The following is a 23,336-nucleotide window of genomic DNA, read 5'->3' on the forward strand; positions in this document are numbered from 1 at the left end:
CGCTAAGGGCACGCTAGAAGCTTCGCGCGGGCCCATCGGGCCGCCTCGGCGACCACCGGATCTGCGTCCGCCAGCAGCGGCTCGACCTGCGCCAGCAGCGCGGCGCGCCCGCTGTTCCCCGCCGCGTAGAGGCAGTTGCGCACGAAGCGGTCGCGCCCGATGCGCTTGACCGGGCTGCCCGAGAACAGCGCCCGGAAACCCGCATCGTCCAGCGTCAGCAGGTCGGCAAGGTCGGGCGCGGCCAGCTCGGCGCGGGGCAGGAAGGCGCGCATGGTGTGCGCGGTCTGCGCGAACTTGTTCCAGGGGCAGACCGCCAGGCAGTCGTCGCAGCCGTAGATGCGGTTGCCCAGCCTCTCGCGCAGGTCCTCGGGCACCGGCCCCTTGTGCTCGATCGTCAGGTAGCTCACGCAGCGCCGCGCATCGAGGCGATAGGGCGCGGGGAAGGCGGCGGTAGGGCACGCGTCCTGGCAGGCGCGGCACGATCCGCAGCGGTCGTTCGCGGGGCGCGAGGGCGGCAGCTCCAGCGTGGTGTAGATCTCGCCCAGGAACAGCCAGCTGCCGTGCTCGCGGCTGACGACATTGGTGTGCTTGCCCTGCCAGCCGAGGCCGGCGTGCGCCGCCAGCGGCTTCTCCATGACGGGGGCGGTATCGGTGAAGACCTTGACGCCCACCGTCTCCGCCACCTTGCGGGCCTCGCCCTCGGCGACGATCCAGCGGGCCAGGTGCTTGAGCGCCTTTTTCACCGTATCGTGGTAGTCCGCCCCTTGCGCATAGGTGGAGATGCGGCCGACCTGCGGCGCGGCGGCCAGCTGCAGCGGATCGGCCGCGGGCGCGTAGCTCATCCCTAGCGCGATCACGCTGCGCGCCTCGGCCCAGAGGTCCTGCGGGCTGCGGCGCTGGTGCGCGCGCTCCTCCATCCAGCCCATGGTCCCGTGCATGCCCGCCGCGAGCCAGGCGTCCAGCCGCGCGGTGCGCACCGCGTCGGGCGCGGCCGGGGCGATGCCGAAGGCGCAGAAGCCGAGCGCCCGCGCCTGCGCTTCCACGTCCCGCACGAACGCGCTTAGCGCCGTCTTAACCGGGTCTGCGCGATCGGGGGCGCTCGTGCTAGGGCCGGGAGGCGTCATGGATGCGCAAGTAGGAGATCGTCGGTTGACCGGCAATGGATTGCGTCCCGCGTCGGAGCTCGCGATCGAGGCGCGCGCCCTGGTGAAGCGCTTCGACGGGGTCACGGCGGTCGACGGCGTCGACCTCGCGGTCCCGGCAGGCGCGGTCTACGGCATCCTCGGGCCCAACGGCGCGGGTAAGACGACGACGCTGCGCATGCTGCTGGGCATCATCGACCCCGATTCGGGCTACCGGCGCATCCTCGGCGCCGAGCGTCCGCACGCGGTCGCCCACGCCATCGGCTACCTGCCCGAGGAGCGCGGCCTCTATCCCGCGATGAAGGCGACCGAGGCGATCGCCTTCCTCGGCGCCCTGCGCGGCCTGCCGCTGGGAGAAGGGCGGCGCCGCGCGCACGAGCTGCTCGAACGCCACGGCCTGGGCCATGCCGCCGACCGGCAGATCCGGCAGCTCTCCAAGGGCATGGCGCAGCAGGTGCAAATCCTCGGCACGCTGGTCCACCGGCCGCGGCTGGTGGTCTTCGACGAGCCCTTCTCGGGCCTGGACGCGCTGAACCAGGGCAAGCTGGAGCGGATGATGCGCGGCCTGGCCGAGGACGGGGTGACGGTGATCTTCTCCACCCACGTCATCGCCCATGCCGAGCGCCTGTGCGACGAGGTGGCGATCATCGCCGGAGGGCGGGTGCCGTTCGCCGGCCCGGTCGACCTCGCCCGCGACCGCATCCCCGCGCAAGTGCGGCTGGAGACGCGCGCGGCGGAAGGCCCCTGGCGCGCCGCGCTCCCCGCCGAGGCGCGGCGGGAAGGCCGCTTCTGGCACTTCGCGCTTCCGGACACGGGGATCGAGCCGCTGCTGCGCGCGCTGATCGCCGGCGAGGCGGGCGTGCTCTCGCTGTCGATCGAGCGCGCCGGCCTGCACGATGCCTTCGTCGCCATCGCCGGCGAGGCCGCCGCCCGCGCGCTCGACGAGGAGAAGCCCGAGGAGCCGCGCCGATGACGTCCGACATGCACTCCGGGCGGCTCTCCACGCTGGCCGCGGCCTGGGTGGTGGCGCGGCGGGACTTCACCGCCATCCTGCTGTCGCGCACGTTCTTCTTCTTCCTGCTGGGGCCGCTGTTCCCGGTCATCGTCGGCGGGCTGGCGGGCAGCCTGAGCCAGCGGGTGGACGGCACGGCGCAGCGGCCGGCGATCGGCGTGGCGATGACGGCGCAGGACGCGGCCGCCATGCTCGACGCGCGCGATGCGCTGGCGGCACGGCTGGGCGAGGACCTGCCGCCGCTCGTTCCCGCGCGGCGCACTGAGACGGGCGAACACCTCGCGCCGGCCGTGCTTCTCCGGCAAAGCACGGGCAGGTGGGCCGCCGTGCTCTCCGGCACGCCCGCGGCGCCGGTGCTGACCGGACCGCCCGAGCGCGTCGAGCGATGGCGCGGCGCGGTGGCGATGATCGCGGCGCAGGCGCGGGACGGCCGCCCGCTCGCCTGGCCCGCCGTGCGGCTGGAGCCGACCGCGTCGGGGGACCTCGACAATCGCCGCGACCGCCTGCGCACCGCGCAAGGCGCGCAGACGCTGCTGTTCCTCCTGACGATGATGCTCGCCGGCATGGTGCTGTCCAACCTGGTCGAGGAAAAGGCCAACAAGATCATCGAGGTGCTGGCGGCCGCGATCCCGATGGAGGCGGTGTTCCTCGGCAAGCTCTTCGCGATGCTCGGGGTGTCGCTGGTGGGGATCGCAGCGTGGGGCGGGGTGGGAGGCGCGCTCGTCCTGGCGGCGCAGTCGGCGCTGCCGCAGCTTCCCGCGCCGGCGGTGGGGTGGCCGCTGCTGATTGCGCTTGGCGTAGTCTACTTCTCCATGGCCTACCTGCTGCTGGGATCGGTGTTCCTGGCGATCGGCGCGATGGCGGCCACGGTGCGCGAGGTGCAGACGCTCTCGATGCCGGTCACGATGCTGCAGCTGCTGGTGTTTTTCTTCGCCAGCTATGCGATGACGGTGCCGGGCAGCGCGACGGAGATCGCCGCGATCCTGGTCCCGTTCAGCTCGCCCTTCGCGATGCTGGCGCGCGCGGCGCAGGCGCCGCAACTGCTCCCGCACCTGGGTGCGGTGCTGTGGCAGGCGCTCTGGGTGGCGGTGCTGGTGCGGCTGGGCTCGGGCCTGTTCCGGCGGCGGGTGATGAAGTCCGGCCCGCAGGGGACCGGCCGCCGGCTCCGGTTCGGGCGGCGGCGGCGGGAAAGCGGGCGGGCTCGGGCAGGCGGCTGATCGCAACCATTGTTTCCCGCCCCCGCCGTCGCCACATGACAGGAGCGAGAGGATGCTGCCCATGCCCGACTTCTTCATGACCGGTTTGCCCGGACGCAGCGTGGCGAGCCGGCGCCAGGCCCTCAGCTGGCTTGGCGCCGGGGTCGCGCTGCCCGCGCTCGCCGCCTGCGGCGTCTCCGATGCCGAGGCCAAGACCTTCCCGGTGAGCTACAGCGATGCCGAGTGGCGCCGCCGTCTCACCGCCGAGCAGTACCGCATCCTGCGCCAGGAAGGGACCGAGCGGCCCTGGTCCTCGCCGCTCAACGCCGAGCACCGCAAGGGCGTCTTTACCTGCGCGGCGGATGGCAATGCGCTGTTCTCCTCGGCCACCAAGTTCGACAGCGGGACGGGCTGGCCGAGCTTCTGGAAGCCCCTGGCGGGCGGCGTCGGGACCGCGCGCGACGTCACGCTGGGCATGGTGCGCACCGAGGTCCACTGCGCGCGCTGCGGCGGTCACCTCGGCCACGTCTTCGACGATGGCCCGCGACCGACCGGCAAGCGCTACTGCATGAACGGCGCGGCGATGCGCTTCCGCCCCGCCTGAGCCCTCAGGCGGCCTGCCCCGGTTGCATGCGGAAGGCGCGAACCGCCAGGTCCTCCAGGCTCATCAGCTGGCGGAAGACGAGGCCGTAGGAGGGCCGCTCGCGCCAGCAGACGGTCGCCTCGACGTGCGGGAGCGCGTCGCATTCGATCTGCAGCGTCTGGCCGATGGCGAGGTGGTAGTCGGTCACGATCCGCGCGCCCTGCCGCGACAGGTCGTGGATGCGCGCGCTCGCGGAAGCGCCTGCGGAGCGGATCCGCGCCGGCCTGTCCACCCCGATGCGGATCGGCCGCTTGGGGTAGGGCCCGGCCTCGGCGATGAAATGCGTCACGTCGATCGGCTGGACGAAGCGGAACCCCGCCTCGCCTTCGCGCTCCCACACCCGCTCGACCGGCAGGCGCTCGCCAGCGGTGGCTTCAAGCGCGAGCCGGCGCTCGCCGGTCAGCGGATGGAACAGCCGCAGCCTTACGCCGGTCTCCGAGACGTCGCGCACGATGCACAGGTACTCGCCACTGGCGCCGATCAGCTTCGCCGCACGCAGCAACGGCGCGAAACGCGGCGTGACGCTCTGGTCGACCGCCCCGCCGGCACGGTCTGCGGACAGGCAGTCCGGCAAAGTCATGAAGAACGCTACCCCCCGGTGCAGCCGCTCCGGCATGCGCGGCGCATCGCGTCCGGCACGGGTCGTGCTGCAGACGCGTGGATAGCCATGCGAAAGTTACTTATTTGTAAATGCAATCGCTTGCATTGTCGCTGTCGCAGTACACCGGCAGTATCCATCCGAAGCGCGGGGTTGCCTCAGGCATTGCGCAGCACGGCCGCAGTCGGCGCCGGCGATGTCGAAAGCACGAAGGGCTTGGTGCGGGCGGCGGGACTCGAACCCGCACTGGCAAGGCCAAGCGGATTTTAAGTCCGCAGCGTCTACCATTCCGCCACGCCCGCATACCGTGCTTTCGCTTGGTTCTCGCGCCTTAGCCGCCGCCGTTCCGCAGCGCAATCCGGTTAGAGGACGCTTTCGCCGTTCCAGAATTCGGCAAAGTCATTAAGATATCAAGACAGTTTCCGCGCCGATCGCCCGCTTTCCTCAAGCCGTGGGATGGCGCTGAGGACGGATGTCAGCCATTTCCGTATTCAGGAAAAAGTACTTTCTCCGACAAATAGTGGCCAATGCAAAATCGCGTGGCTCATAAAATAAAATAGAGCGGGATATCTAGATTATGAGAATCAGGTCACGCGCCGAAGTTGAGGTTGCACTTTCTGAACAGCGGATGGCGTTGCGCTCATCATGTGAGGCGTATGACGCGGGAAGAGAATGGGAGGCTAAGAGATTGGCCGCCAGCATCTATGTTATTCTCAGTGATGGTCTCGGCCGCTCGCGCGCAAAATCAATACTGTCCCAACTCGGCCTCAAAGGGATGGCCTTTAAATCTTCCGCCCGAAAGCCATTTCTTTCTCATGCCGCGGAAGAAATTGTAATGGGCGATCCTCCACTAATAATGTGCGCTTTCGGAACGACACTCGAGCCGACCTACATACCTCTTTCTAAAATGCCATATGATATGATATTCGAGAATAAGACATTCTCCGAATGGTGGGAGCAGGTTATTTTTAAAAATTCGCATGGATTGTCTTTAACTCGAAAAAATTTAATCATGTCTATGAGAAATCAGGACAACGGCGCTCACTTTGACGAAGCGATTTCTGTTCCAGCATATTTGGAGCTCGCGGAAAGCGCTCATGGAACGATGTTCTTTGGCCGAGGCGGAAACGGGTCGGACCCTGAGACGATGGATTTACGTCCCCCACCATCCAATGCTCACCTTGCGACGGTGCGGCAAATAGCTTTTGAGGTTGAAGCTTCTCTATTCGCCTATTTTAATGATGTGCCGCCGGTAGCACCATCCCCGTAGCTCACATGAGTGCATCCCACTTGAGCTTGCTACGCAACCATACAAGGGTTTAGACCGCCTCAAGCTGCGGTGCAAATGCGCTAGGCCACCTTAATCCGCGGGGGCCTTCTGGACCGATCCGGGATCGGTGTTGGGTCGCTTCAGGATGCCGATCGAGGTCGCGGCGACGGCCATCGCGATGAGGAACATCACGAGCAGCGCGGCGATGATCCAGGGGATCTTGCGCCGTCTGCCGCGGGTGGACCGGGCCGACGCTCCTTCGTTCAGCGGATCGCTTCCGTTGTGGGACAAAGCCTGAACTCCCTCGCCGACCGGAACGGTCCGCCTGCCTTGTCCAACACCTGGCCCCCTCGAGGGTTTCCGCCATGACGTGCGGATGACGAGCTTCCATCCCGCGCAGGCGCGAGCGGGCGCAGCGCCGGTCCGCCCGCGCGTCAGCTCACGTTGAGGCGGGCGCGCATTTCCTTGCCGGGCTTGAAGTAGGGGACGCGCTTTTCCGGCACGTCCACGCTTTCCCCGGTGCGCGGGTTGCGGCCTTGGCGGCTCTCGCGATGGCGGGTGGAGAAGGCACCGAAACCGCGCAGTTCCACGCGGCCGCCGTCGACCAGGCGCTGGCTGATTTCCTCGAAGAAGGCATCCACCGCGCGTTCGACATCCTCGGCGCGCAGGTCCGGGTTCTCCTTCGCCAGCACCTGGAGCAGCTCTGACCTGATCATCGACATAACTCCGGCAAAAAAGTGGTGCGTTCCCCGCGCACGATATTACGCGCGCAGACGCGCAATCTTGCGGGAAAATGCCATCAGCGCCGGCCGTGCGCAATGCCTTGTGTGACATGCGCCAAAGTGCACGTTTCTGCGCCTGTCATGGCGTGTTGGCGGTGGCAGAGGCCATTTACAGCGAAGAATTGGCCGCTAACCTCAGGATCTTTCGCCGTACCCGCTCGCGGGGGCGCGGCGGGGGCAACAACAAGAATGGGCGCAAGGCACAGGGCATGAAGGACATCGCACTTTGGACCGAGGGTGACTGGATCGGCGCGATCGGCGCCGTCGCCCTCTTCGCCGTGCTCGCGATCGGCGGCGTGATCGCCACGCGCAAGAGCGAAGAGTTCGTCGGCCACCCGCGCGGCCTCTTCGTGCTGTTCTATGCCGAGATGTGGGAGCGCTTCTCGTACTACGGCATGCGCGCGCTGCTGATCCTCTACCTCACCAAGTTCTGGCTGTTCTCCGACGGCTCGGCCAACCTGGTCTACGGTGCCTATACCAGCCTCGTCTACATCACCCCGGTGCTCGGCGGCTACCTGGCCGACCGCTGGCTGGGGCAGCGCAAGGCCGTGCTGTTCGGCGGCATCGTGCTCGCGCTCGGACACCTCTTCATGGCCTACGAGGGCCTGCAGGGCATCACCGACCCGGCTGCCAAGCAGGCGGACCCGGCGATCAACGTGTTCTGGCTGGCGCTGGCGCTGATCATCGTCGGATCGGGCTTCCTCAAGGCCAACATCGCGGTGATCGTCGGCCAGCTCTACAAGATGACCGACACCCGGCGCGACGCGGCCTACACGATCTTCTACATGGGCGTGAACACCGGCGCGGCGCTGGGCACGATCCTGGTGGGCTACCTGGGCGAGACCATCGGCTGGTCCTGGGGCTTCGGCCTCGCCGGCATCGGCATGCTGCTGGGCCTCGTCATCTTCGTGCTCGGCCGGCCCGCCCTGCGCGGCCGGGGCGAGCCGCCCCAGCCGCTGGCCAAGAGGAGCGAGATCACCCTCTACGCGGTCGGCGCGGGCGCGGTCGCGGTGATCTGGTTCCTGATCCAGTACGTCGACGTCATCCAGAACCTCCTCATCGTCTCGGGCGTGGCGATGCTGGGCTACACGCTCTACGAGGCGTTCAAGCTGCCCAAGGAAGCGCGCGAGCGGATCTTCGCGATCATCTTCCTGGTCGCGCTCAATCCGATCTTCTGGGGCCTGTTCGAGCAGGCTGGCGGCTCCTTGAGCCTCTATACCGACAAGTTCGTGGACCGCGGCGGCGTGCCCACCAGCCTGTTCCAGTCGATCAACCCGATCTACATCGTCCTGTTCGGCCCGATGTTCGCCGGCTTGTGGCAGTACCTGGGCAAGAAGGGGCTGGAGCCTTCCGCGCCCGCCAAGTTCGCGCTCGCGCTGGCGCAGGTGGGCCTCGGCTTCCTCGTCTTCGTGTGGGGTGCGGGCACGGGCGATCCGGCGGTGATGACCTCGGTGCTGTTCGTGTTCCTGATCTATGCGCTGCACACCACGGGCGAGCTGTGCCTGTCGCCGGTCGGGCTTTCGGCGATGACGCGGCTCTCGCCGCTGCATCTGGGCAGCTTCATCATGGGCGCCTGGTACTACATGACCGCAGTGGGCAACTTCGTCGCCGGCCGGATCGGCGAGGCCACCGGCGGAGAGGGCGGCGTCATGGACAAGCAGCTGACGCTCGACATCTATGCCACGATCGGCTGGGTCACGCTGGGCGTGTCGGTCGCGGTGCTGGCGCTGTCGCCGCTGGTCAGGCGCTGGATGCACCTCGACACCCTGGGCGACAGGGCGAGCGACCACGACCTGGCCGGAGAGCCCGCGCTGGGTCTCGAGGCGCAGGAAGCGGGGTTCCATCCGGGCAAGCGCCGCGACTGAGTTCACGAAGAAAGACCCGCTCCCGGGGGCGTCCCCGGGGACGGGCGAGGCAACAGGGGAAACGGTCATGAGGGTATCGACCGCGATGCGGCGCTGGGCGTCGCTGCTCGCGCTCGGCGGCGCGCTGGCGCTGGGGGCGCAGGCTGCCGACGCGAAGAAGAAGGACAAGGCGCAGGCGCCGGCGGGCACGCCCTACGCCTCGACCTACAAGCCCTATCCGGGCCGTCCCACGGCGCTGGTGGGCGCCACCATCTACGATGGCCGGGGCGCGCGGATCGACAACGGCACCGTGCTGTTCGAAGGCGGCAAGGTCGTCGCCATCGGCGGGGCCGACCTGGCCGTGCCCGCGGGATACGACCGCGTCGACGGCGCCGGCAAGTTCGTGACGCCGGGGGTGATCGACATCCACTCGCACCTCGGCGTCTATCCCAGCCCCCAGGTGGACGCCCTTTCGGACGGGAACGAGATGACCTCGCCCACCACCCCTGACGTCTGGGCCGAGCACTCGGTGTGGCCGCAGGACCCGGGCTTCAGCCGCGCGCTGGTCAATGGCGGCGTCACCGCGCTGCAGATCCTTCCGGGCTCGGGCAACCTCATCGGCGGGCGCGCGGTAACGCTCAAGAACGTTGCCAGCCGGACCGTGCAGGGCATGAAATTTCCCGGCGCGCCTTATTCGCTCAAGATGGCCTGCGGCGAGAACCCCAAGCGCGTCTACGGCGAAAAGGGGCAGAAGCCTTCCACCCGCATGGGCAACTTCGCGGTCGACCGGCAGGCCTGGATCGATGCGCGCCAGTACATGGACGGCGACCACGCCACGCGCGACCTCGGCAAGGACACGCTGGAAGGCGTGCTCAAGGGCGAGATCCTCGTCCAGAACCACTGCTACCGCGCCGACGAGATGGCACTCGTCCTCGATATGGCGAAGGAGATGGGCTACAAGGTCACCGCCTTCCACCATGCCGTGGAGGCGTACAAGATCGGCGACCTGCTCAAGGCCAACGACGTCTGCGCGGCGATCTGGGCGGACTGGTACGGCTTCAAGATGGAGGCCTACGACGGCATCCCGGAGAACGCGGCGCTGCTGGCGAAGCAGGGCGCCTGCGTGGTGATCCACTCCGACGACGAGAACGGCATCCAGCGCCTCAACCAGGCCGCGGCGCGGGCGCAGGCCGCGGGCCGGCGGATCGGCGTCGAGGTGCCGGATGCGCAGGTCATCGGCTGGTTCACCTACAACGCCGCCAAGGCCATGGGCATCGGCGAGAAGACCGGCAGTCTGGAGGCGGGCAAGATGGCCGACGTGGTGCTGTGGAACGGCAACCCGCTCTCGGTCTATTCGCGGCCCGAGAAGGTCTGGATCGACGGGGCGCTGATGTACGATGCCGACGACCCCAGGCGCAAGCCGGTGAGCGACTTCGAACTCGGCCAGCCCGGCGAAGGAGACGTGAAATGAGCCGCCGCCTGATTGTTGCCGCCGTGCTGGCGGCTGCGTCCTTCGCGCCCGCCGCGCTGGCGCAGGATTTCGCGATCACCAACGTCACCCTCGCGACCGGCGATGGCGGCGCGCCGATCGAGCATGGCACGTTGGTGGTGCGCGCGGGCAAGGTGGTCGCCGCCGGGGCCGCAGTGCCCGTGCCGGCCGGTATTCCTGCCGTGGACGGCACCGGCAAGTGGGTGACCCCGGGGCTCTTCTCCGCCGTCACCGATCTCGGGCTGTGGGACGTCGAGGCGATCGACGACAGCAACGACCTGGCGGCCGACAAGTCGCCCTTCAACGCCGCGCTGGACGTGGTGCCGGCGCTCAACCCCGCGAGCGCGCACATTGCCGTCAGCCGCGAGGGCGGTGTCACCCGCGCCAGCGTGACGCCGTTCAATGGCGGCTCGATCTTCGCCGGGCAGGGCGCGCTGATCGACCTGGGTGCGGATGCCGCGCTGGTCATGCGGCCGCGCGCCTTCCAGTTCGTCGAGCTTGGCGAATCGGGTGCGCGGCTCGCCGGGGGCAGCCGCGTCGCGGCACACACCGCGTTGCGCAACGCCCTGCGCGAGGCGCGGGAGGCCGCGACCCTGGCGCCCGGGGCGCAGCGGCAGGGCGACGTGCTGCTCACCCGCGCCGACGCGCTGGCGCTCGCCCCGGTCGTCGCGGGCACGCAGCCGCTCTACGTGGGGGTGGAGCGCGCCGCCGACATCCGCAGCGTGCTCGCGCTCAAGGGGGAGTTCCCGAAGCTCGGGCTCGTGCTCGTCGGCGCCACCGAGGGCTGGCTGGTCGCCTCGGAGATTGCCGCGGCCGGCGTACCGGTCATCACCATGCCGATGCGCGACTTGCCCGCCACCTTCGAGACGCTGGCGGCGACGATGTCGAACGTGGGCCGGCTGAAGAAGGCCGGGGTGAAGGTGGCGATCGGCATGTTCGCGGGCTCGGACCAGCCGCGCTATGCGCCGCAGCAGGCCGGCAACCTCGTCGCGCTGACCCGGATTCCCGGCGCTGCCGGCCTCACCTGGGGCGAGGCGCTGGCCGCCATCACCTCGGTGCCCGCGGAGATCAGCGGCATGGGGGGGAAGGCCGGGGTGCTGGCGCCCGGCGCGGTCGGCGACGCGGTGCTGTGGGACGGCGACCCGCTCGAACTGTCCTCCGCCCCGGTCTCGGTGTGGATCGACGGGGTGAAGCAGCCGCTCGACAACCACCAGAGCCGGCTGCGCGAGCGGTACAAGGACCTGGACGAGACATACCGGCCCAAGGCGTACGTCTGGTAGGGGGCATGTGCGGAGGGGTTTGACCCCTCCGTCACTGACTTTGTCGGCGCCGCGTCCCCATCGCTTCGCGACCGAGAGGATCGGATGCGGGCCATGCCTGAGGCATGGTTTCGGTGTTCCGCCCGCGACCATGGTGATCCTCCCTGTTCCGCTGGAATGGGGAGAGGGACCGCCCGCGGAGCGGGTGGTGGAGGGGGCACGGCCTCAGGCGCGCGCCTCGTTCACGCCGGCGCTGTTGTGGCGCAGGGCCTTGAGCACCGTGTCGACGATCTGCGGCGCGTTGAGGCCGGCCTCGTCGTACTGCGCCTCGGGCTTGTCGTGGTCCTGGAACACATCGGGCAGGCGCATGGTGCGGATCCGCAGGCCGGCGTCGGTCAGGCCTTCGTCGCTCGCCATGGTGAGGACGTGCGCGCCGAGGCCGCCGATCGCGCCCTCCTCGACCGTGACGACCACTTCGTGGCTCAGCATGAGGCGGCGGATCAGGTCGCTGTCGAGCGGTTTGGCGAAGCGCAGGTCGGCGACGGTGGTCGACAGGCCCTTGGCCTCCAGCTGGTCGGCCGCCTTCAGCGCCTCGGTCAGGCGCGTCCCGAGCGACAGGATCGCGACCTTGGCGCCTTCGCGCACGATGCGGCCCTTGCCGATCTCCAGCACCTGCGGGACCTCGGGCAGGGCCACGCCGGTGCCGTTGCCGCGTGGATAGCGGAAGGCGATGGGGCCGGAATCGTGCAGGGCGGCGGTGTGGACCATGTGGACCAGTTCCGCCTCGTCCGCGGCGGCCATGACCACCATGTTGGGCAGGGTGGCGAGGTAGGTCACGTCGAACGAGCCCGCGTGGGTGGCACCGTCCGCGCCCACCAGGCCGGCACGGTCGATGGCGAAGCGCACCGGCAGGTTCTGGATCGCGACGTCGTGGACCACCTGGTCGAAGGCGCGCTGCAGGAAGGTGGAGTAGATGGCGCAGAAGGGACGCATGCCCTGCGCGGCCAGGCCCGCGGCGAAGGTCACCGCGTGCTGCTCGGCGATGCCGACGTCGAAGCTGCGATCGGGGAACGCCTGCGCGAAGCTGTCGAGCCCGGTGCCCGAGGGCATGGCGGCGGTGATGGCGCAGATCGTCGGGTCACGCCGGGCCTCCGCGGTCAGGGCCCTGGCGAAGACGCCGGTGTAGCTGGGCGGACCGGCGGGAGCCTTGGCCTGTTCGCCGGTGATGACGTCGAACTTCTGGACGCCGTGGTACTTGTCGGCGGCGTTCTCGGCCGGGGCGTAGCCCTTGCCCTTCTGCGTCACGACATGGATGAGGATCGGGCCCTCGCCCGCGTCGCGCACGTTCTCCAGCACCGGCACCAGCGCGTCGAGGTCGTGGCCGTCGAGCGGGCCGACGTAGTAGAAGCCCAGCTCCTCGAACAGGGTGCCGCCCATGGCCATGCCGCGGGCGAACTCGTCGGTCTTCTTGGCGGCGAGGTGCAGCGGGCGCGGCAGGCGGCGCGCGAACTTGCGGGCGAGCCCACGCAGCCCCAGGAACTGGCCTGAAGAGACCAGCCGCGCCAGGTAGGCCGAAAGGCCCCCCACCGGCGGCGCGATCGACATGTCGTTGTCGTTGAGGATCACGATCAGGCGGTTGCCCGCCTCGCGCGCGTTGTTCATCGCCTCGTAGGCCATGCCCGCGCTCATCGCACCGTCGCCGATCACAGCGATGCCGCGGCCGGGCTCGCCCTTGATCTTGCTGCCGATGGCGAAGCCGAGCGCGGCCGAGATCGAGGTGGAGCTATGCGCAGTGCCGAAGGGATCGTACTCGCTCTCGGAGCGCTTGGTGAAGCCGGAGAGGCCGCCGCCCTGGCGCAGCGTGCGGATGCGGTCGCGCCGGCCGGTGAGGATCTTGTGCGGGTAGGCCTGGTGGCCCACGTCCCAGATCAGGCGGTCGACGGGCGTGTCGAAGACGTAGTGGATGGCGACGGTGAGTTCGACGACGCCGAGACCCGAACCGAGGTGGCCGCCGGTCTGGCCCACGGCGGAGATCATCTCGGCGCGCAGTTCATCGGCGAGTTGGCGCAGTTGTGCAGGAGCAAGCTTGCGCAGGTCTTCGGGCGTCGAAACGGTGTCGAGCAAAGGTGTGGCCGGATTGGCGTTCATTCAGTCGGCCCTACACTCTTGTTGGGGACGTGTCGATTGACGGGATTCGCAATATCGCGCTGATTTGCAGGCCGCTTGCAGGGGGAAAGGACTTGTGGTGCCGGTCGTTCCCGCCGTGGCCGGCCTGGAACGAGTCACGGCACGGACCCGCCGATCAGCTGCAATCCGCGCAGATGCCCCGCAGTTCGATCACCGGGCGCACGTCCGCGAAGCCGGCGCCACGCGCTGCCGAGACGAGCGCTCCCGTGAGCTTGTCGTCGTCGATATGCACCGCCTGCCCGCAGCTGTCGCAGATCAGGAAGATGCAGTCGTGCTGGCAGCCCGGATGGCTGTTGGCGACATAGGCGTTGGCGCTCTCCACCCGGCGGGCAAGGTTGGTGCGCACGAACAGGTCGAGGATGCGGTAGACGCTGTTGGGCGCGACCCGCTTGCCGCGCAGCGAGGAGACGCTCTCCGCCAGGTCGTAGGCCGATGCCGGACGTTCGAGCCCCGCCAGGGCCGAGAAGACATCGGCGCGCATGTCGGTCCACTGCTCGCCCGCGTCGACCAGGGCGTTGCGAGCAGCCTTGACGAGACCGTCGCCGGAGTGCTCGTGATGGACGTGTTGCGCGGACATGCGTGATATATGGGCGCTAACGCGGCGCTGTGCAATCGGCGCCCGGCCGACCGCGCCGGAGCGGCTCAGGAGCGGCTCAGTCGGCGGCCGCGGCGTGCGCGGGCGGCACGAAGTCGTTGGAGAGCGGCGTGATGCTGCCCAGGCCCATCGCGCCGAGCACCATCAGCGCCCCGCCGGCGAAGCCGAGCGCGAAGAAGCGGTAGAAGTCGGCCTTGAAGAGTCCCATGACGGAATCGGCTTTCGTTGCGGGTGACGGGCACTAAGGCCGGTCCGGGTTTTGCGTGCGGCCCCATTGGACGGAACCGGCTTGCCGTCCAGTGAACAAAAGGATCACAGCTCGAGTCTTCGACGAATGGTGGATCCGGAGCGACGAACGGTTGCAACAATTTAACTATCGACCAAACGCTGCAACAAAGACGGTGCGAGTGGTGGTTTCGTTGCCGGCGCAGAACGCCAGCCGGAACTCGTGCCAGCCGTTCAGGCCGTCGGCCGAGAGAATGGCGGGATGGAGGCACTCGGTGCCCGTGACCAGCTTCCCCGCGGCGGGGCTCGTGGACCGCATCCACCAACCGCCGGCACCGCGTTGAACCCCCCGCAGGGCGAAGTCCTCCGCCGTCATCGCCGCGGGACGAAGGCCGGGAAGGGCGGTCAGGCGGGCGTACTCGGCCGTGGTGGCGTCCAGCCGAAGCAGGATCTCGCGCTGGCGCCCCTCGCCGCGCGCCTCGAAAAGCATGCGCTCGCGATCCGGCATGGGCGGGCCGCCGGTCCCGAACACCTCCGCATAGAGCGCGCGCTCGTCCGGCGCCACCCAGGAGGCCGTCAGCGACAAGACCGCCAGCGCCACGACGGGCAGCGTGGCAAGGGCGAAGGGCAGGGCCGCCGCCGCGAGGGCGCTGCGCGGCGTCTTCAACCGCCCCAGGCGCAGGAGGACGGCGGCAAGCGTCAGGCCGAGCAGGAACCCGGAGACAACGAGAGGCCCCAACCCGGTCACCGACATCCCCGCGCGCCTCCTCGCTCGACCGCGCGGGCGGGCCGCGCCCCGTGGCGTTACGCCCCGATCAGTGCCGGAAGTGGCGCATGCCTGTGAAGACCATCGCCAGCCCGGCCTCGTCGGCGGCGGCGATCACTTCGTCGTCGCGGATCGAGCCGCCCGGCTGGATCACGGCCGTGGCGCCGGCCTCGGCGGCGGCGAGCAGGCCGTCCGCGAAGGGGAAGAAGGCGTCGGACGCCACCGCCGAGCCGACCGTGCGCGGCTTGTCCCAGCCGAACTTCTCGGCCGCTTCGGCTGCCTTCATCGCGGCGATGCGCGAGGAGTCGCGGCGGTTCATCTGGCCTGCGCCGATGCCGGCCGTGATGCCGTCACGGGCATAGACGATGGCGTTGGACTTGACGTGGCGCGCGACAGTCCAGGCGAACAGGCAGTCCGTCAGCTCGCGATCGGTGGGCGCGCGCTTCGTCACGACCTTGAGATCGTCCAACCCGATCGCACCGTTGTCCCGGCCCTGGACCAGCAGGCCGCCGGTGATGGGCTTGACCGACAGACCCGGGCGGCGCGGATCGGGCAGGTCGCCGGTCAGCAGCAGCCGCAGGTTCTTCTTCTTCGCGAAGAACGCGCGCGCCTCCTCGTCGGCATCGGGCGCGACGACCACTTCGGTGAAAATCCGGCAGATCGCTTCGGCGGTGGGCCCGTCGAGCGCCTGGTTCACCGCGACGATGCCGCCGAAGGCGGAGACGTCGTCACAGGCGAGCGCGCCGTCCCAGGCCTCGAGCAGCGAATCGCCCTGGGCGACGCCGCAAGGGTTGGCGTGCTTGACGATGACCACGGCCGGCTTCTGGCCCTTGAACTCGGCGACCAGCTCGAAGGCGGCGTCGGCATCGTTGTAGTTGTTGTAGGACAGCTCCTTGCCCTGCACCTGCTCGGCCTGCGCGAGCCCCCGGGTGAAGGGACCCGCCGGCGTGTAGAGCGCGGCCTTCTGGTGCGGGTTCTCGCCATAGCGCAGCGGGGTGGCGAGGCGGCCGGTGACGCTCAGCATCTCGGGGAACTCGAGATCCTGGTCGACGGTCGCGAACCACTGCGCGATCATCGCGTCGTAGGCGGCGGTCTGCGCGTAGGCGCGCGCGGCCATGAGCTTGCGAAAGGCCAGCGTGGTGCAGCCGTCGGTCGCCTCCAGCTCGACCATCAGCCCCTCGTAGTCGGCCGGGTCGGTGACGATGGTGACGTAGGCGTGGTTCTTCGCCGCCGAGCGCACCATCGAGGGGCCGCCGATGTCAATGTTCTCGATGATCTCCTCGCGCTCCGCGCCCTTCGCCACCGTGGCCTCGAACGGGTAGAGGTTGACGACGACGAGGTCGATGGCGCCGATCGCGTGCTCCGCCATGGCCGCGGCATGCTCGGGATTGTCGCGCACCGCCAGGAGGCCGCCGTGGACCATCGGGTGCAGCGTCTTGACGCGCCCGTCCATCATCTCGGGGAAGCCGGTGATCTCGGAGATGTCCTTCACCGCGAGGCCCGCGTCGCGCAGGGCCTTGGCGGTGCCGCCGGTCGAGACCAGCTCGACGCCGCGGTCGCTCAGCACCTTGCCGAGTTCGGCGAGCCCGGTCTTGTCGGACACCGACAGTAAGGCGCGGCGGATCTGGACGGAATCGGTCATGGAGCGGGCTTCCTTGGCGTAGTCTCTTCGCGCGCGCCCTTAGGACGGGCGGGGGATGGGGGCAAGTGCGGGGGCCCCAGTGCGGGAGGACCAAGTGCGAGGATGCCGGGAGGCATCGCGCGCCTGGCTCAGTTCATCCTCTTGATGACCCAGCCGAAGGTGCCGCCCCCGCGCGAGACCATGCCTTGGACGACGATCTGCTGCGTTGCCTGGGGGCGGCCCTGGCCATCCACCCACAGCGAATCCTCCACCGTCACCGCACCCTCGTCGGAGCCGGAGCGGAACAGCCAGTAGCTGCCGTCGGGGAGCAGCAGCCCCGCGCCCTGGCCGTCCGCGGTGAGGCTGACGTCGACCTCGGGCCCGAGATGGAAGCGGATCGCGAAGCCCACCTTGCCGCGCTTAGCCTTGCGGTTGGCGGGCAACAGCAGATCCTCGCCGCGCAGCTCGGTGCCGTCGTCGCGCAGGAGCAGGATGCGCCGGTGAGTGAGACCGTAGCGCGCGGCATAGCCGTTGTGGCCCGCTTCCAGCCGCGTGGCGTGGGTGCCGCCGTCCTGCGTCAGCGTCTTGCGATCGACCGAGACTTCGGTGACGCCCGAGCCGATCATGCCGTTCAGCAGCACCGCGGTCGAATTGGCGTCGTCCAGCGTCAGCGTGGAATGGGCGGCGGTCGCGCGCAGGCCTTGCTCCAGGCGGACCGGGACCAGCCCGCCGCCGCTCGCCGCGCCGCCGCAGTTGACCACCAGGCGGTGCGGCCCGTGCGACAGCTCGAAGGCGAGGGTGGAGGCGCAGCCGAAGCGGGCATGGGCGGGAAGGGGCGGGGGCGCGGTGTCGAACTGCAGGATCGACTTGGCCGCGACGACGCGCTGGTAGCCCCACTGGCGAACGTCGCGCAGGGGGCGGGTGCGCAGGCCGCTGGCGCGCACGATCCCGTCGACGTCCTCCGCGGAGACCGCCCAGGCGCCCTGCCACGAGCCGAGCCCGCCGTCGCCATGGGTCAGCGCCAGCAGCGGCGGGACCAGCAGCTCGACCACGCGCTCGATCGCGGGCGGCGCGTCGCGGCGGGTGGCATGGTAGCAGTTGCGCAGCCGCACCAGCAGCGCAATCGCCTCGATCTGCGCCAGCGGGCTGCGCGAGAGCACGCCGCCGTCGTCCCCCATGAGCTCGCCCAGCGCCTTGATCAGGCCGGCTTCGCCATAGAGGCGCCGTGGCCGGCCGTCGGGCAGCAGCAGGCCGGCGCAGACGATCCCGACCCAGCCCGCCACTTCCGCCAGCCCGTCCTCCGCGTGAGTGACGTGGCGGTCGAGCCAGCGCGCGGTGGCGGCGATGTGCCCCAGCGTGCGCGAGCGCAGCGCCTTGTCGCCCGAGAGGATCAGGGGCGCGTGCGCCAGCCAGTTGGCCAGCCGCATGCCGGTGTTGCCGATGCTCCAGGCCGGGCCCTTGCCCGGCTTGGCCGGCGGCTCCGGGTTGGCCTGCAGCCATGCCGAGAGGATGCGTTCCGCCACCGGCGCGCCCTGTTCGCGGGGCGCGCAGGCCTCCAGGTCGGTCAGCCAGGAGAACGAGTGGACCGTCTTCTCCAGCGGCGGCGCCACCCGCGCGGCGCCGGCGAAATCCACTTGCGCGATGGGCGTCTTGGCGCCGTGGACGAGGAAGTGGCCGGCGCGGATCGCAGTGCCCGCCATGCGGTTGCCGGGAAGCGAGTTGTTCACCGTCGCCAGCAGCCGCGTGCGTGCCTTCTTGCCCCGCGGGCCGCTGAACATCGCGCCCGGCATGCCGAGCCGGTAGGCCATGCGGATCAGGCGCTCGCCCAGCCCGACCGAAGGCGGCGAGAAATCGACCAGCGCCAGCGCCCGCGCGGGCTCGATGGGTAGTAGCTCGTGATAGCCCGGCTCGGCGGGGGATGCGTTCGCACCCGCCTCATCAACCAACGGCGCGAGCTGGCCGGGCTGGACGACACCGCGCACAGGTTCGCCCTTCGGCTGCCGCGCCTTTCGTGCCGCGCGCCCGCTGCTGCCGTCCACCACGCCCTCCTGCGCCGCCTCCGACAGGGGAATCTCCCGGGACCGGTCCGGGTTCCGCGTCGCCGCAGGAAGGCGCGCGCCGAGCTTCACGCTATGCGATGCCCTTGAGCATCTTGATGTTCCCGGCGTATTGCGACGGCCCGCCGCGGAAGGTCGCCGAACCTGCCACCAGCACGTCGGCACCGGCGGAGACGCAGGACGGAGCCGTGGTCGCGTCGACCCCGCCGTCGACCTCGAGCCGGATGTCACGGCCCGACTTGTCGATCATCTTGCGCACCGCCTCGATCTTGCGCAGCTGGCTGGAGATGAAGCTCTGTCCGCCGAAGCCGGGATTGACGCTCATGACTAGCACGAGGTCGATCTCGTCGATCAGGTAGTCGAGCATCTTGGCGGGCGTGCCCGGGTTGAGCGAGATCCCCGCGCGCTTGCCGAGGTTCCGGATCGTCTGCACGGTGCGGTGGACGTGCGGTCCGGCTTCCGGGTGGACGGTGATGATGTCCGCCCCTGCTTCGGCGAAGGCTTCCAGGTAGGCATCGACCGGCGAGATCATCAGGTGGACGTCGAAGGTCTTGGTGCTGTGCGGGCGCAGCGCCTTCACCACCGCCGGGCCGATGGTGATGTTGGGGACGAAGTGCCCGTCCATCACGTCGACGTGGATCCAGTCGGCCCCCGCTTCGTCGATGGCGCGGACTTCCTCGCCGAGCCGGGCGAAATCGGCCGAGAGGATCGAGGGGGAGATCAGGGGGACGGTCATGGCGGTAACGTACAGCTCCTTTTGCCATGGATAGTGCAAGCGGTTGGGCACGGACAAGCGCGGGAGGCGCCGTTTTCCACACGATCTCTCGGGTTTCGGCGTGGTTCGGCGGCGGATGGGTCCGGGGCTTCGACAGGCTCAGCCCGAGCGGGGCAGGGCAAGGCGTGGACGGCTTGCGCTGGGGCCCTTACCCCGCAACCAGGGCGACAATCCTCTCCCGAACCGCGGCGCAAGGGCAGAGCGCCTTGCCGCCACGTCCGCTCCGGTTGAGCTTGTCGAAACCCCGCCGCAATGCCCTTGCTGGTCCGGGATCAACCGGTGCTTTCCATCGGTGAACGGCAAGTTCAGTGCCTATTCACCGCTTTTCGGGCACATAGCGGCGATCGAAGGGTTGCTGCGGACCGAACCGCGTTCGGACAGCGCCCCGTCCTCTGCATGGGAAAGACATGAAACCGACCCGTTCCTACGCTTCCAACATCCTGCCTCGCCTCACCGCCGCGCTGGCCCTGGCCGCCGTCGCCGGGCTGGCCGCACCGGTGCCGGCGCTGGCCCAGTACCGCAACGAAATCCGCAACGACATGAGCCGCTGCTCGTCCGAGCGCGGCCCGGCGCTGATGGTCACGGTGGACGGGGTGAAGTCGTCGAGCGGCAAGCTGCGCGTCCAGGCCTATCGGGCAACGTCCGCGGAGTGGCTGGTGAAGGGCAAGTGGCTCTCGCGCATCGAGGTCCCGGCCCGCGCCGGCACGATGACCTTCTGCATCCCCGTCTCCGCCGCGGGCACTTACGGCGTGGCCGTGCGCCACGACGTCAACGGCAATGGCGATACCGACATCCGCACCGATGGCGGAGCGATGTCGAACAACCCGGCGATCAGCCTCTTCAACCTGGGCAAGCCGAGCTACACCAAGGTCGGCGTGCCCGTCGGGAACGGCGTCAAGTCGATCCGGGTGCAGATGAAGTACATGTGACCGGCGGCGCGGCGGGCGCGGACAGGCGCGCCCGCACCTCGGCCAGGTCGGCGGGCTTGTCCACGTCGACCGCCGCCAGCCCGTCGCGCGCGGTTACCAGGTGTCCCGCGACGCCGATCCGGCGGCCGAGCCGGCCGATCGCCTCGGCCAGGGTCAGGCGGCCCAGCACGTAGCCGGCCAGCATGTCGAGCCCGAGGCGCGCGGCGATGCGCCAGGGTCGCTTGCGGTCCGCCTCCACCATCTTCCAGGTCTCGATGGCGCGGCCGGCGCGCTCGCTCGCCAGCAGGAACAGGTTGCAGCCCGACCAGTGGCCGTCGGCGAAGCGCAGGTAGGTACGCCGGCTGCCGGGCGCCGCCGCCTCCACCGCCTCGCGCCGCGCGAGCAGGACGGCGACGTCGCTGCCCGCCGGGGTGTCGGCTAGGAAATCGCGCACCCATTCGGGGCGCAGCAGCGCGTGGTCGCTGGTGGTGACGAGCATCGGCGCGCCCAGGGCCTTGAGGCCGATGGCGACGCTCGCGCTCGGCCCTTCGCCCGCCGCGAGCACCTCGCATCCCAGTTGCAGGGCCAGGTCGCGCACGTGCGGCTCGCGGGTGGAGACGGCCAGCCGCTCGATCCCGGCGCCGCGCAGGCCCTCCACCACGTGCGCGAGCATCGGGCGCCCGGCGATCTCGGCCAGGGCCTTGTGCGGGATGTTCTCGGCGGCGGCGACAGGATCGGGGGCGCCTGGGCGCGCGCCGGCCAGGATCAGCGCGGCGGGGGTCATGCAGGCCGGCTTCCGGTCTCGCGTTCGCGCGCCTTGCGGCCGCGCCAGACCTGCCAGAGCACGCCGGGCGCGGCGAGCACGGGATGGCGCTCTCGCCAGGGGGTGAGCACGACCGGGACGCCGGTGTGGCGCTCGATCTTCCACGCGGCGTAGCGCGCCGCGCCGTGGAAGGTGGTGGAGGCCTTGAGCAGCCGCACGACGTTGTAGGGCTTGCCCAGGCGCCGGCGGCGCGACCACCAGGCCAGCGCGCGGCCCCGCGCGCGCCGGTCGAGCTCCGGCCGCAGGACGCCGCCGTCCGCCTGCGCGAAGGCGATCCCACCCGCCCGCAGCGCCAGCGGCAGCAGGCCCGCGAAGTGCTCGCGGTTGGCGGCGAGAATGGAATCCTCCCGGCCCGCCTTCTCCACCCGGAACTCGGCGGCATACGTCGCGCGGAACAGCGCGCGCCAGTAATCCTCGGCCGTCCCTTCGGCGGGGCCGAGGGCGACGGCGAGGCGGGCGGCGGTGCGCGCCGCGCCCGCGACTGCGCTTGCCACGGCGGCGGCGGCGACGCGGTCGCGCTGCCAGGCCAGCGCGCTCGGCTGGACGAAGCGGGCCCAGATGGTGGTGTCCACCCGCTCTCCGGCGGCAGCGGCACGGAAGGTCTCCAGCGCCATCGTGGCGACCTTGGCCCGCAGGACCATGCCCCGGCAGTCCCACTCGTGGTAGCTCACGCGCGGCCAGATGCGCTCCGCCTGGGAGCCGGGCAGCAGCACGTAGAAGTCGAGGACGCCGTCGAGCGAGCCGGTACGCAGGTTCGATCCGTAGAACAGCACGGCCAGTGCGCCCGAGGCGTGAGCAAGCCGTTCCGCGAAGGCCCTGACCTCGGGCGCCACGTCACGCGCGAGCGCGGCGGCGACGCGCTCGTCCAGGTTGCCGTATTCAGCCGTGTTGTCGCTCATGGGCATGGGAGTCGGGCAGGCGGGCCGCAATTACAAGCCCGCAGGCGCGATTCGGCTCAGGGCACCACGAAATCGATCTGGGGCCCTTCCTCCAGCACGTAGCGGCCGGCCGGAAAGGCCTCGCCATCGAGGATGAACGAGCCGCCGAGATCGAGATCGAGCTCGAGGTCGCTGGCGCTGAAGCGCTGCGCGCCGTTGCGGGCGAGGAACCTTGCGTTGAAGCCGAACATCATCGCCGGGAGGAGGGCGACGACCCAGCGCACCGGTCGGTCGATCACCGCGACCTTGAGCCCGCTGGCCGGGTTGCGGCCGAAGGGGCGGGCGCCGAGCGGGAAGCGCTCGAAGGTGGTGGCGATGGCGAGATAGCGCTCGTCGGCGTTGCCGCGGCCGGCGTAGGGCATGCGACGGCCGCTGCGGCGATCCTGGATGCGGGTGCGGGTGCAGGTGCGCCAGGGATTGCCTTCGCGGCCGAACAGCGTCTGCAGCACGCTCCACAGGATCGAGAGCCCCACCGCGAAGCTGTTGAAGGCACCCCGGCGATGGGCTTCCTGCCCGGCCTCGGTGGCGAGAGTGAAGGCGCCGGTGCCCAGGATAAAACCCTGGATGCAGCGGCCGCTGCCGTCGGCGGAGGTGATCCGCAGCGGGCGGCGGGCGAGGGTGCCGCCGCGATGCGCCGCCGCCAGCGCTTCGGCCAGCGACCAGTGGTTGGGCAGGCCGAGGTCGACCGCGAGCGCGTTGGTCTTCCCTTTGGGCAGGACGATGAACGTCGGCCAGTCGTCCCCGAAGATGTCGGCCCCGCACGACAGCACGTCGCGCACGGTGCCGTCGCCGCCGTCGACCACCAGATAGTCGATGCCGCGGCGCGCGAACTCTGCCAGGGTGTGGTGCAGGTCCTCCCGCGTGCGGGGGGTCTGCGTCAGGATGTTCGAGCAGTCCGCCATCTCGGGCGAGATGCCCTTGTTGCGATGGCTGCGCGGGTTGCGGACGATGCCGACGAGCGGCACCGCGCGTCCGCGCCGCGGGGCGCGCACCGTCCGCGCGCCGTCCCGGCGGCCGAGCTCACCGAAGATCGGCAGCGTTTCGAAGGTATAGATACTTCCGTGCACGGAAGCCTATGTAGTGTCGCCCGTCCGCGAAATCACTAGGAATCACGACCTGACACGTTAAAGTTACAGTTCTGTGGCGGTGTGGCCCAAGGGCCACGGCCCGGTGCGCCACGATTGCCACTCTCGGAGGGACTGGCTA

Annotated in this window: 22 protein-coding genes and 1 tRNA gene; 8 read left to right on the forward strand and 15 right to left on the reverse strand. The window is 69.8% G+C overall.

All coding sequences use genetic code 11. The annotated features are described in order from the left end of the window. Positions 1–2 precede the first annotated feature (2 nt). A complete protein-coding gene (gene queG, locus ACFFJC_RS12825) occupies positions 3–1,043 on the reverse strand; it encodes a tRNA epoxyqueuosine(34) reductase QueG (RefSeq protein WP_379488037.1) in 1,041 nt (346 codons plus the stop codon). Positions 1,044–1,122: 79 nt separating this feature from the next. Between queG and ACFFJC_RS12830 the strand changes: the two genes are divergently transcribed. The 3 genes from ACFFJC_RS12830 to msrB are packed head-to-tail and all read left to right on the forward strand — an operon-like array spanning position 1,123 to position 3,954. Beyond that, positions 1,123–2,115 carry an ABC transporter ATP-binding protein gene (locus ACFFJC_RS12830; RefSeq protein ID WP_379487875.1) on the forward strand — a complete coding sequence of 331 codons (993 nt, stop codon included), beginning with the start codon at positions 1,123–1,125 and terminating at the stop codon, positions 2,113–2,115. Beyond that, a complete protein-coding gene (locus tag ACFFJC_RS12835) occupies positions 2,112–3,371 on the forward strand; it encodes an ABC transporter permease (protein WP_379487876.1) in 1,260 nt (419 codons plus the stop codon). Before ACFFJC_RS12830 ends, ACFFJC_RS12835 begins: the two co-directional genes overlap by 4 nt. A gap of 52 nt (positions 3,372–3,423) precedes the next feature. Further along, positions 3,424–3,954, forward strand: a complete 531-nt coding sequence (gene msrB, locus ACFFJC_RS12840; RefSeq protein WP_379487877.1) for a peptide-methionine (R)-S-oxide reductase MsrB — start codon at positions 3,424–3,426, stop codon at positions 3,952–3,954. Positions 3,955–3,958: 4 nt separating this feature from the next. On the opposite strand, the gene ACFFJC_RS12845 is transcribed toward msrB, so the two are convergent. Further along, the gene (locus ACFFJC_RS12845; RefSeq protein ID WP_379487878.1) at positions 3,959–4,573 is read right to left on the reverse strand and encodes a PilZ domain-containing protein; all 615 of its coding nucleotides are present in this window, start codon (positions 4,571–4,573) and stop codon (positions 3,959–3,961) included. Between the two features lie 235 nt (positions 4,574–4,808). Then, positions 4,809–4,893: transfer RNA gene (locus ACFFJC_RS12850), tRNA-Leu, on the reverse strand. A gap of 386 nt (positions 4,894–5,279) precedes the next feature. Between ACFFJC_RS12850 and ACFFJC_RS12855 the strand changes: the two genes are divergently transcribed. Further along, a complete protein-coding gene (locus tag ACFFJC_RS12855) occupies positions 5,280–5,861 on the forward strand; it encodes a hypothetical protein (protein WP_379487879.1) in 582 nt (193 codons plus the stop codon). Positions 5,862–5,951: 90 nt separating this feature from the next. Here the strand turns inward: ACFFJC_RS12855 and ACFFJC_RS12860 are convergent, their stop codons facing one another. Beyond that, complete coding sequence (locus ACFFJC_RS12860; RefSeq protein WP_379487880.1) at positions 5,952–6,152, reverse strand: hypothetical protein; 201 nt, start codon at positions 6,150–6,152, stop codon at positions 5,952–5,954. A gap of 143 nt (positions 6,153–6,295) precedes the next feature. Beyond that, positions 6,296–6,577 (reverse strand): integration host factor subunit beta, encoded by a 282-nt coding sequence (locus ACFFJC_RS12865; RefSeq protein WP_379487881.1) that lies wholly within the window; start codon positions 6,575–6,577, stop codon positions 6,296–6,298. 275 nt (positions 6,578–6,852) lie between these two features. On the opposite strand from ACFFJC_RS12865, the gene ACFFJC_RS12870 reads away from it, so the two are divergent. The 3 genes from ACFFJC_RS12870 to ACFFJC_RS12880 all read left to right on the forward strand — a co-directional run bounded on the left by ACFFJC_RS12870 (position 6,853) and on the right by ACFFJC_RS12880 (position 11,256). Next, positions 6,853–8,508, forward strand: coding sequence for a peptide MFS transporter (locus ACFFJC_RS12870; protein ID WP_379487882.1), 1,656 nt, complete (start codon positions 6,853–6,855; stop codon positions 8,506–8,508). Between the two features lie 67 nt (positions 8,509–8,575). Next, positions 8,576–9,958, forward strand: a complete 1,383-nt coding sequence (locus ACFFJC_RS12875; protein ID WP_379487883.1) for an amidohydrolase — start codon at positions 8,576–8,578, stop codon at positions 9,956–9,958. Beyond that, the gene (locus ACFFJC_RS12880) at positions 9,955–11,256 is read left to right on the forward strand and encodes an amidohydrolase family protein (protein ID WP_379487884.1); all 1,302 of its coding nucleotides are present in this window, start codon (positions 9,955–9,957) and stop codon (positions 11,254–11,256) included. Before ACFFJC_RS12875 ends, ACFFJC_RS12880 begins: the two co-directional genes overlap by 4 nt. Positions 11,257–11,460: 204 nt before the next feature. Here the strand turns inward: ACFFJC_RS12880 and dxs are convergent, their stop codons facing one another. From dxs to rpe, 7 genes are all read right to left on the reverse strand, one after another. Next, positions 11,461–13,383, reverse strand: a complete 1,923-nt coding sequence (gene dxs, locus ACFFJC_RS12885) for a 1-deoxy-D-xylulose-5-phosphate synthase (RefSeq protein WP_379487885.1) — start codon at positions 13,381–13,383, stop codon at positions 11,461–11,463. Positions 13,384–13,537: 154 nt separating this feature from the next. Then, the gene (locus tag ACFFJC_RS12890; protein ID WP_379487886.1) at positions 13,538–13,999 is read right to left on the reverse strand and encodes a Fur family transcriptional regulator; all 462 of its coding nucleotides are present in this window, start codon (positions 13,997–13,999) and stop codon (positions 13,538–13,540) included. A 76-nt stretch (positions 14,000–14,075) separates the two neighbouring features. Next, entirely contained in the window at positions 14,076–14,225 is a 150-nt protein-coding gene (locus ACFFJC_RS12895) for a hypothetical protein (RefSeq protein ID WP_379487887.1), read from the reverse strand. A gap of 165 nt (positions 14,226–14,390) precedes the next feature. After that, complete coding sequence (locus tag ACFFJC_RS12900; protein ID WP_379487888.1) at positions 14,391–14,996, reverse strand: hypothetical protein; 606 nt, start codon at positions 14,994–14,996, stop codon at positions 14,391–14,393. A gap of 61 nt (positions 14,997–15,057) precedes the next feature. Then, positions 15,058–16,650: a bifunctional phosphoribosylaminoimidazolecarboxamide formyltransferase/IMP cyclohydrolase gene (purH, locus tag ACFFJC_RS12905; protein ID WP_379487889.1), complete on the reverse strand. Its 1,593-nt coding sequence runs from the start codon at positions 16,648–16,650 to the stop codon at positions 15,058–15,060. A 128-nt stretch (positions 16,651–16,778) separates the two neighbouring features. Further along, positions 16,779–18,668 carry a heparinase II/III family protein gene (locus ACFFJC_RS12910; protein WP_379487890.1) on the reverse strand — a complete coding sequence of 630 codons (1,890 nt, stop codon included), beginning with the start codon at positions 18,666–18,668 and terminating at the stop codon, positions 16,779–16,781. 91 nt (positions 18,669–18,759) lie between these two features. Next, positions 18,760–19,422, reverse strand: a complete 663-nt coding sequence (gene rpe, locus ACFFJC_RS12915) for a ribulose-phosphate 3-epimerase (RefSeq protein WP_379487891.1) — start codon at positions 19,420–19,422, stop codon at positions 18,760–18,762. A gap of 446 nt (positions 19,423–19,868) precedes the next feature. On the opposite strand from rpe, the gene ACFFJC_RS12920 reads away from it, so the two are divergent. Then, entirely contained in the window at positions 19,869–20,390 is a 522-nt protein-coding gene (locus tag ACFFJC_RS12920; RefSeq protein ID WP_379487892.1) for a DUF2141 domain-containing protein, read from the forward strand. Here ACFFJC_RS12920 and ACFFJC_RS12925 read toward each other — a convergent pair. From ACFFJC_RS12925 to ACFFJC_RS12935, 3 genes are read right to left on the reverse strand one after another with little or no spacing between them, the layout of a single operon-like run. Further along, a complete protein-coding gene (locus ACFFJC_RS12925; protein ID WP_379487893.1) occupies positions 20,356–21,153 on the reverse strand; it encodes a nucleotidyltransferase family protein in 798 nt (265 codons plus the stop codon). The two genes, ACFFJC_RS12920 and ACFFJC_RS12925, sit on opposite strands and share 35 nt — an antisense overlap. Beyond that, positions 21,150–22,091 carry a hypothetical protein gene (locus tag ACFFJC_RS12930; RefSeq protein ID WP_379487894.1) on the reverse strand — a complete coding sequence of 314 codons (942 nt, stop codon included), beginning with the start codon at positions 22,089–22,091 and terminating at the stop codon, positions 21,150–21,152. Before ACFFJC_RS12930 ends, ACFFJC_RS12925 begins: the two co-directional genes overlap by 4 nt. A 56-nt stretch (positions 22,092–22,147) precedes the next feature. Then, a complete protein-coding gene (locus ACFFJC_RS12935; RefSeq protein ID WP_379487895.1) occupies positions 22,148–23,197 on the reverse strand; it encodes a diacylglycerol/lipid kinase family protein in 1,050 nt (349 codons plus the stop codon). Between the last annotated feature and the right edge of the window lie 139 nt (positions 23,198–23,336).

Source organism: Novosphingobium soli (genome assembly GCF_042432915.1).
Lineage (GTDB): Bacteria > Pseudomonadota > Alphaproteobacteria > Sphingomonadales > Sphingomonadaceae > Novosphingobium > Novosphingobium soli.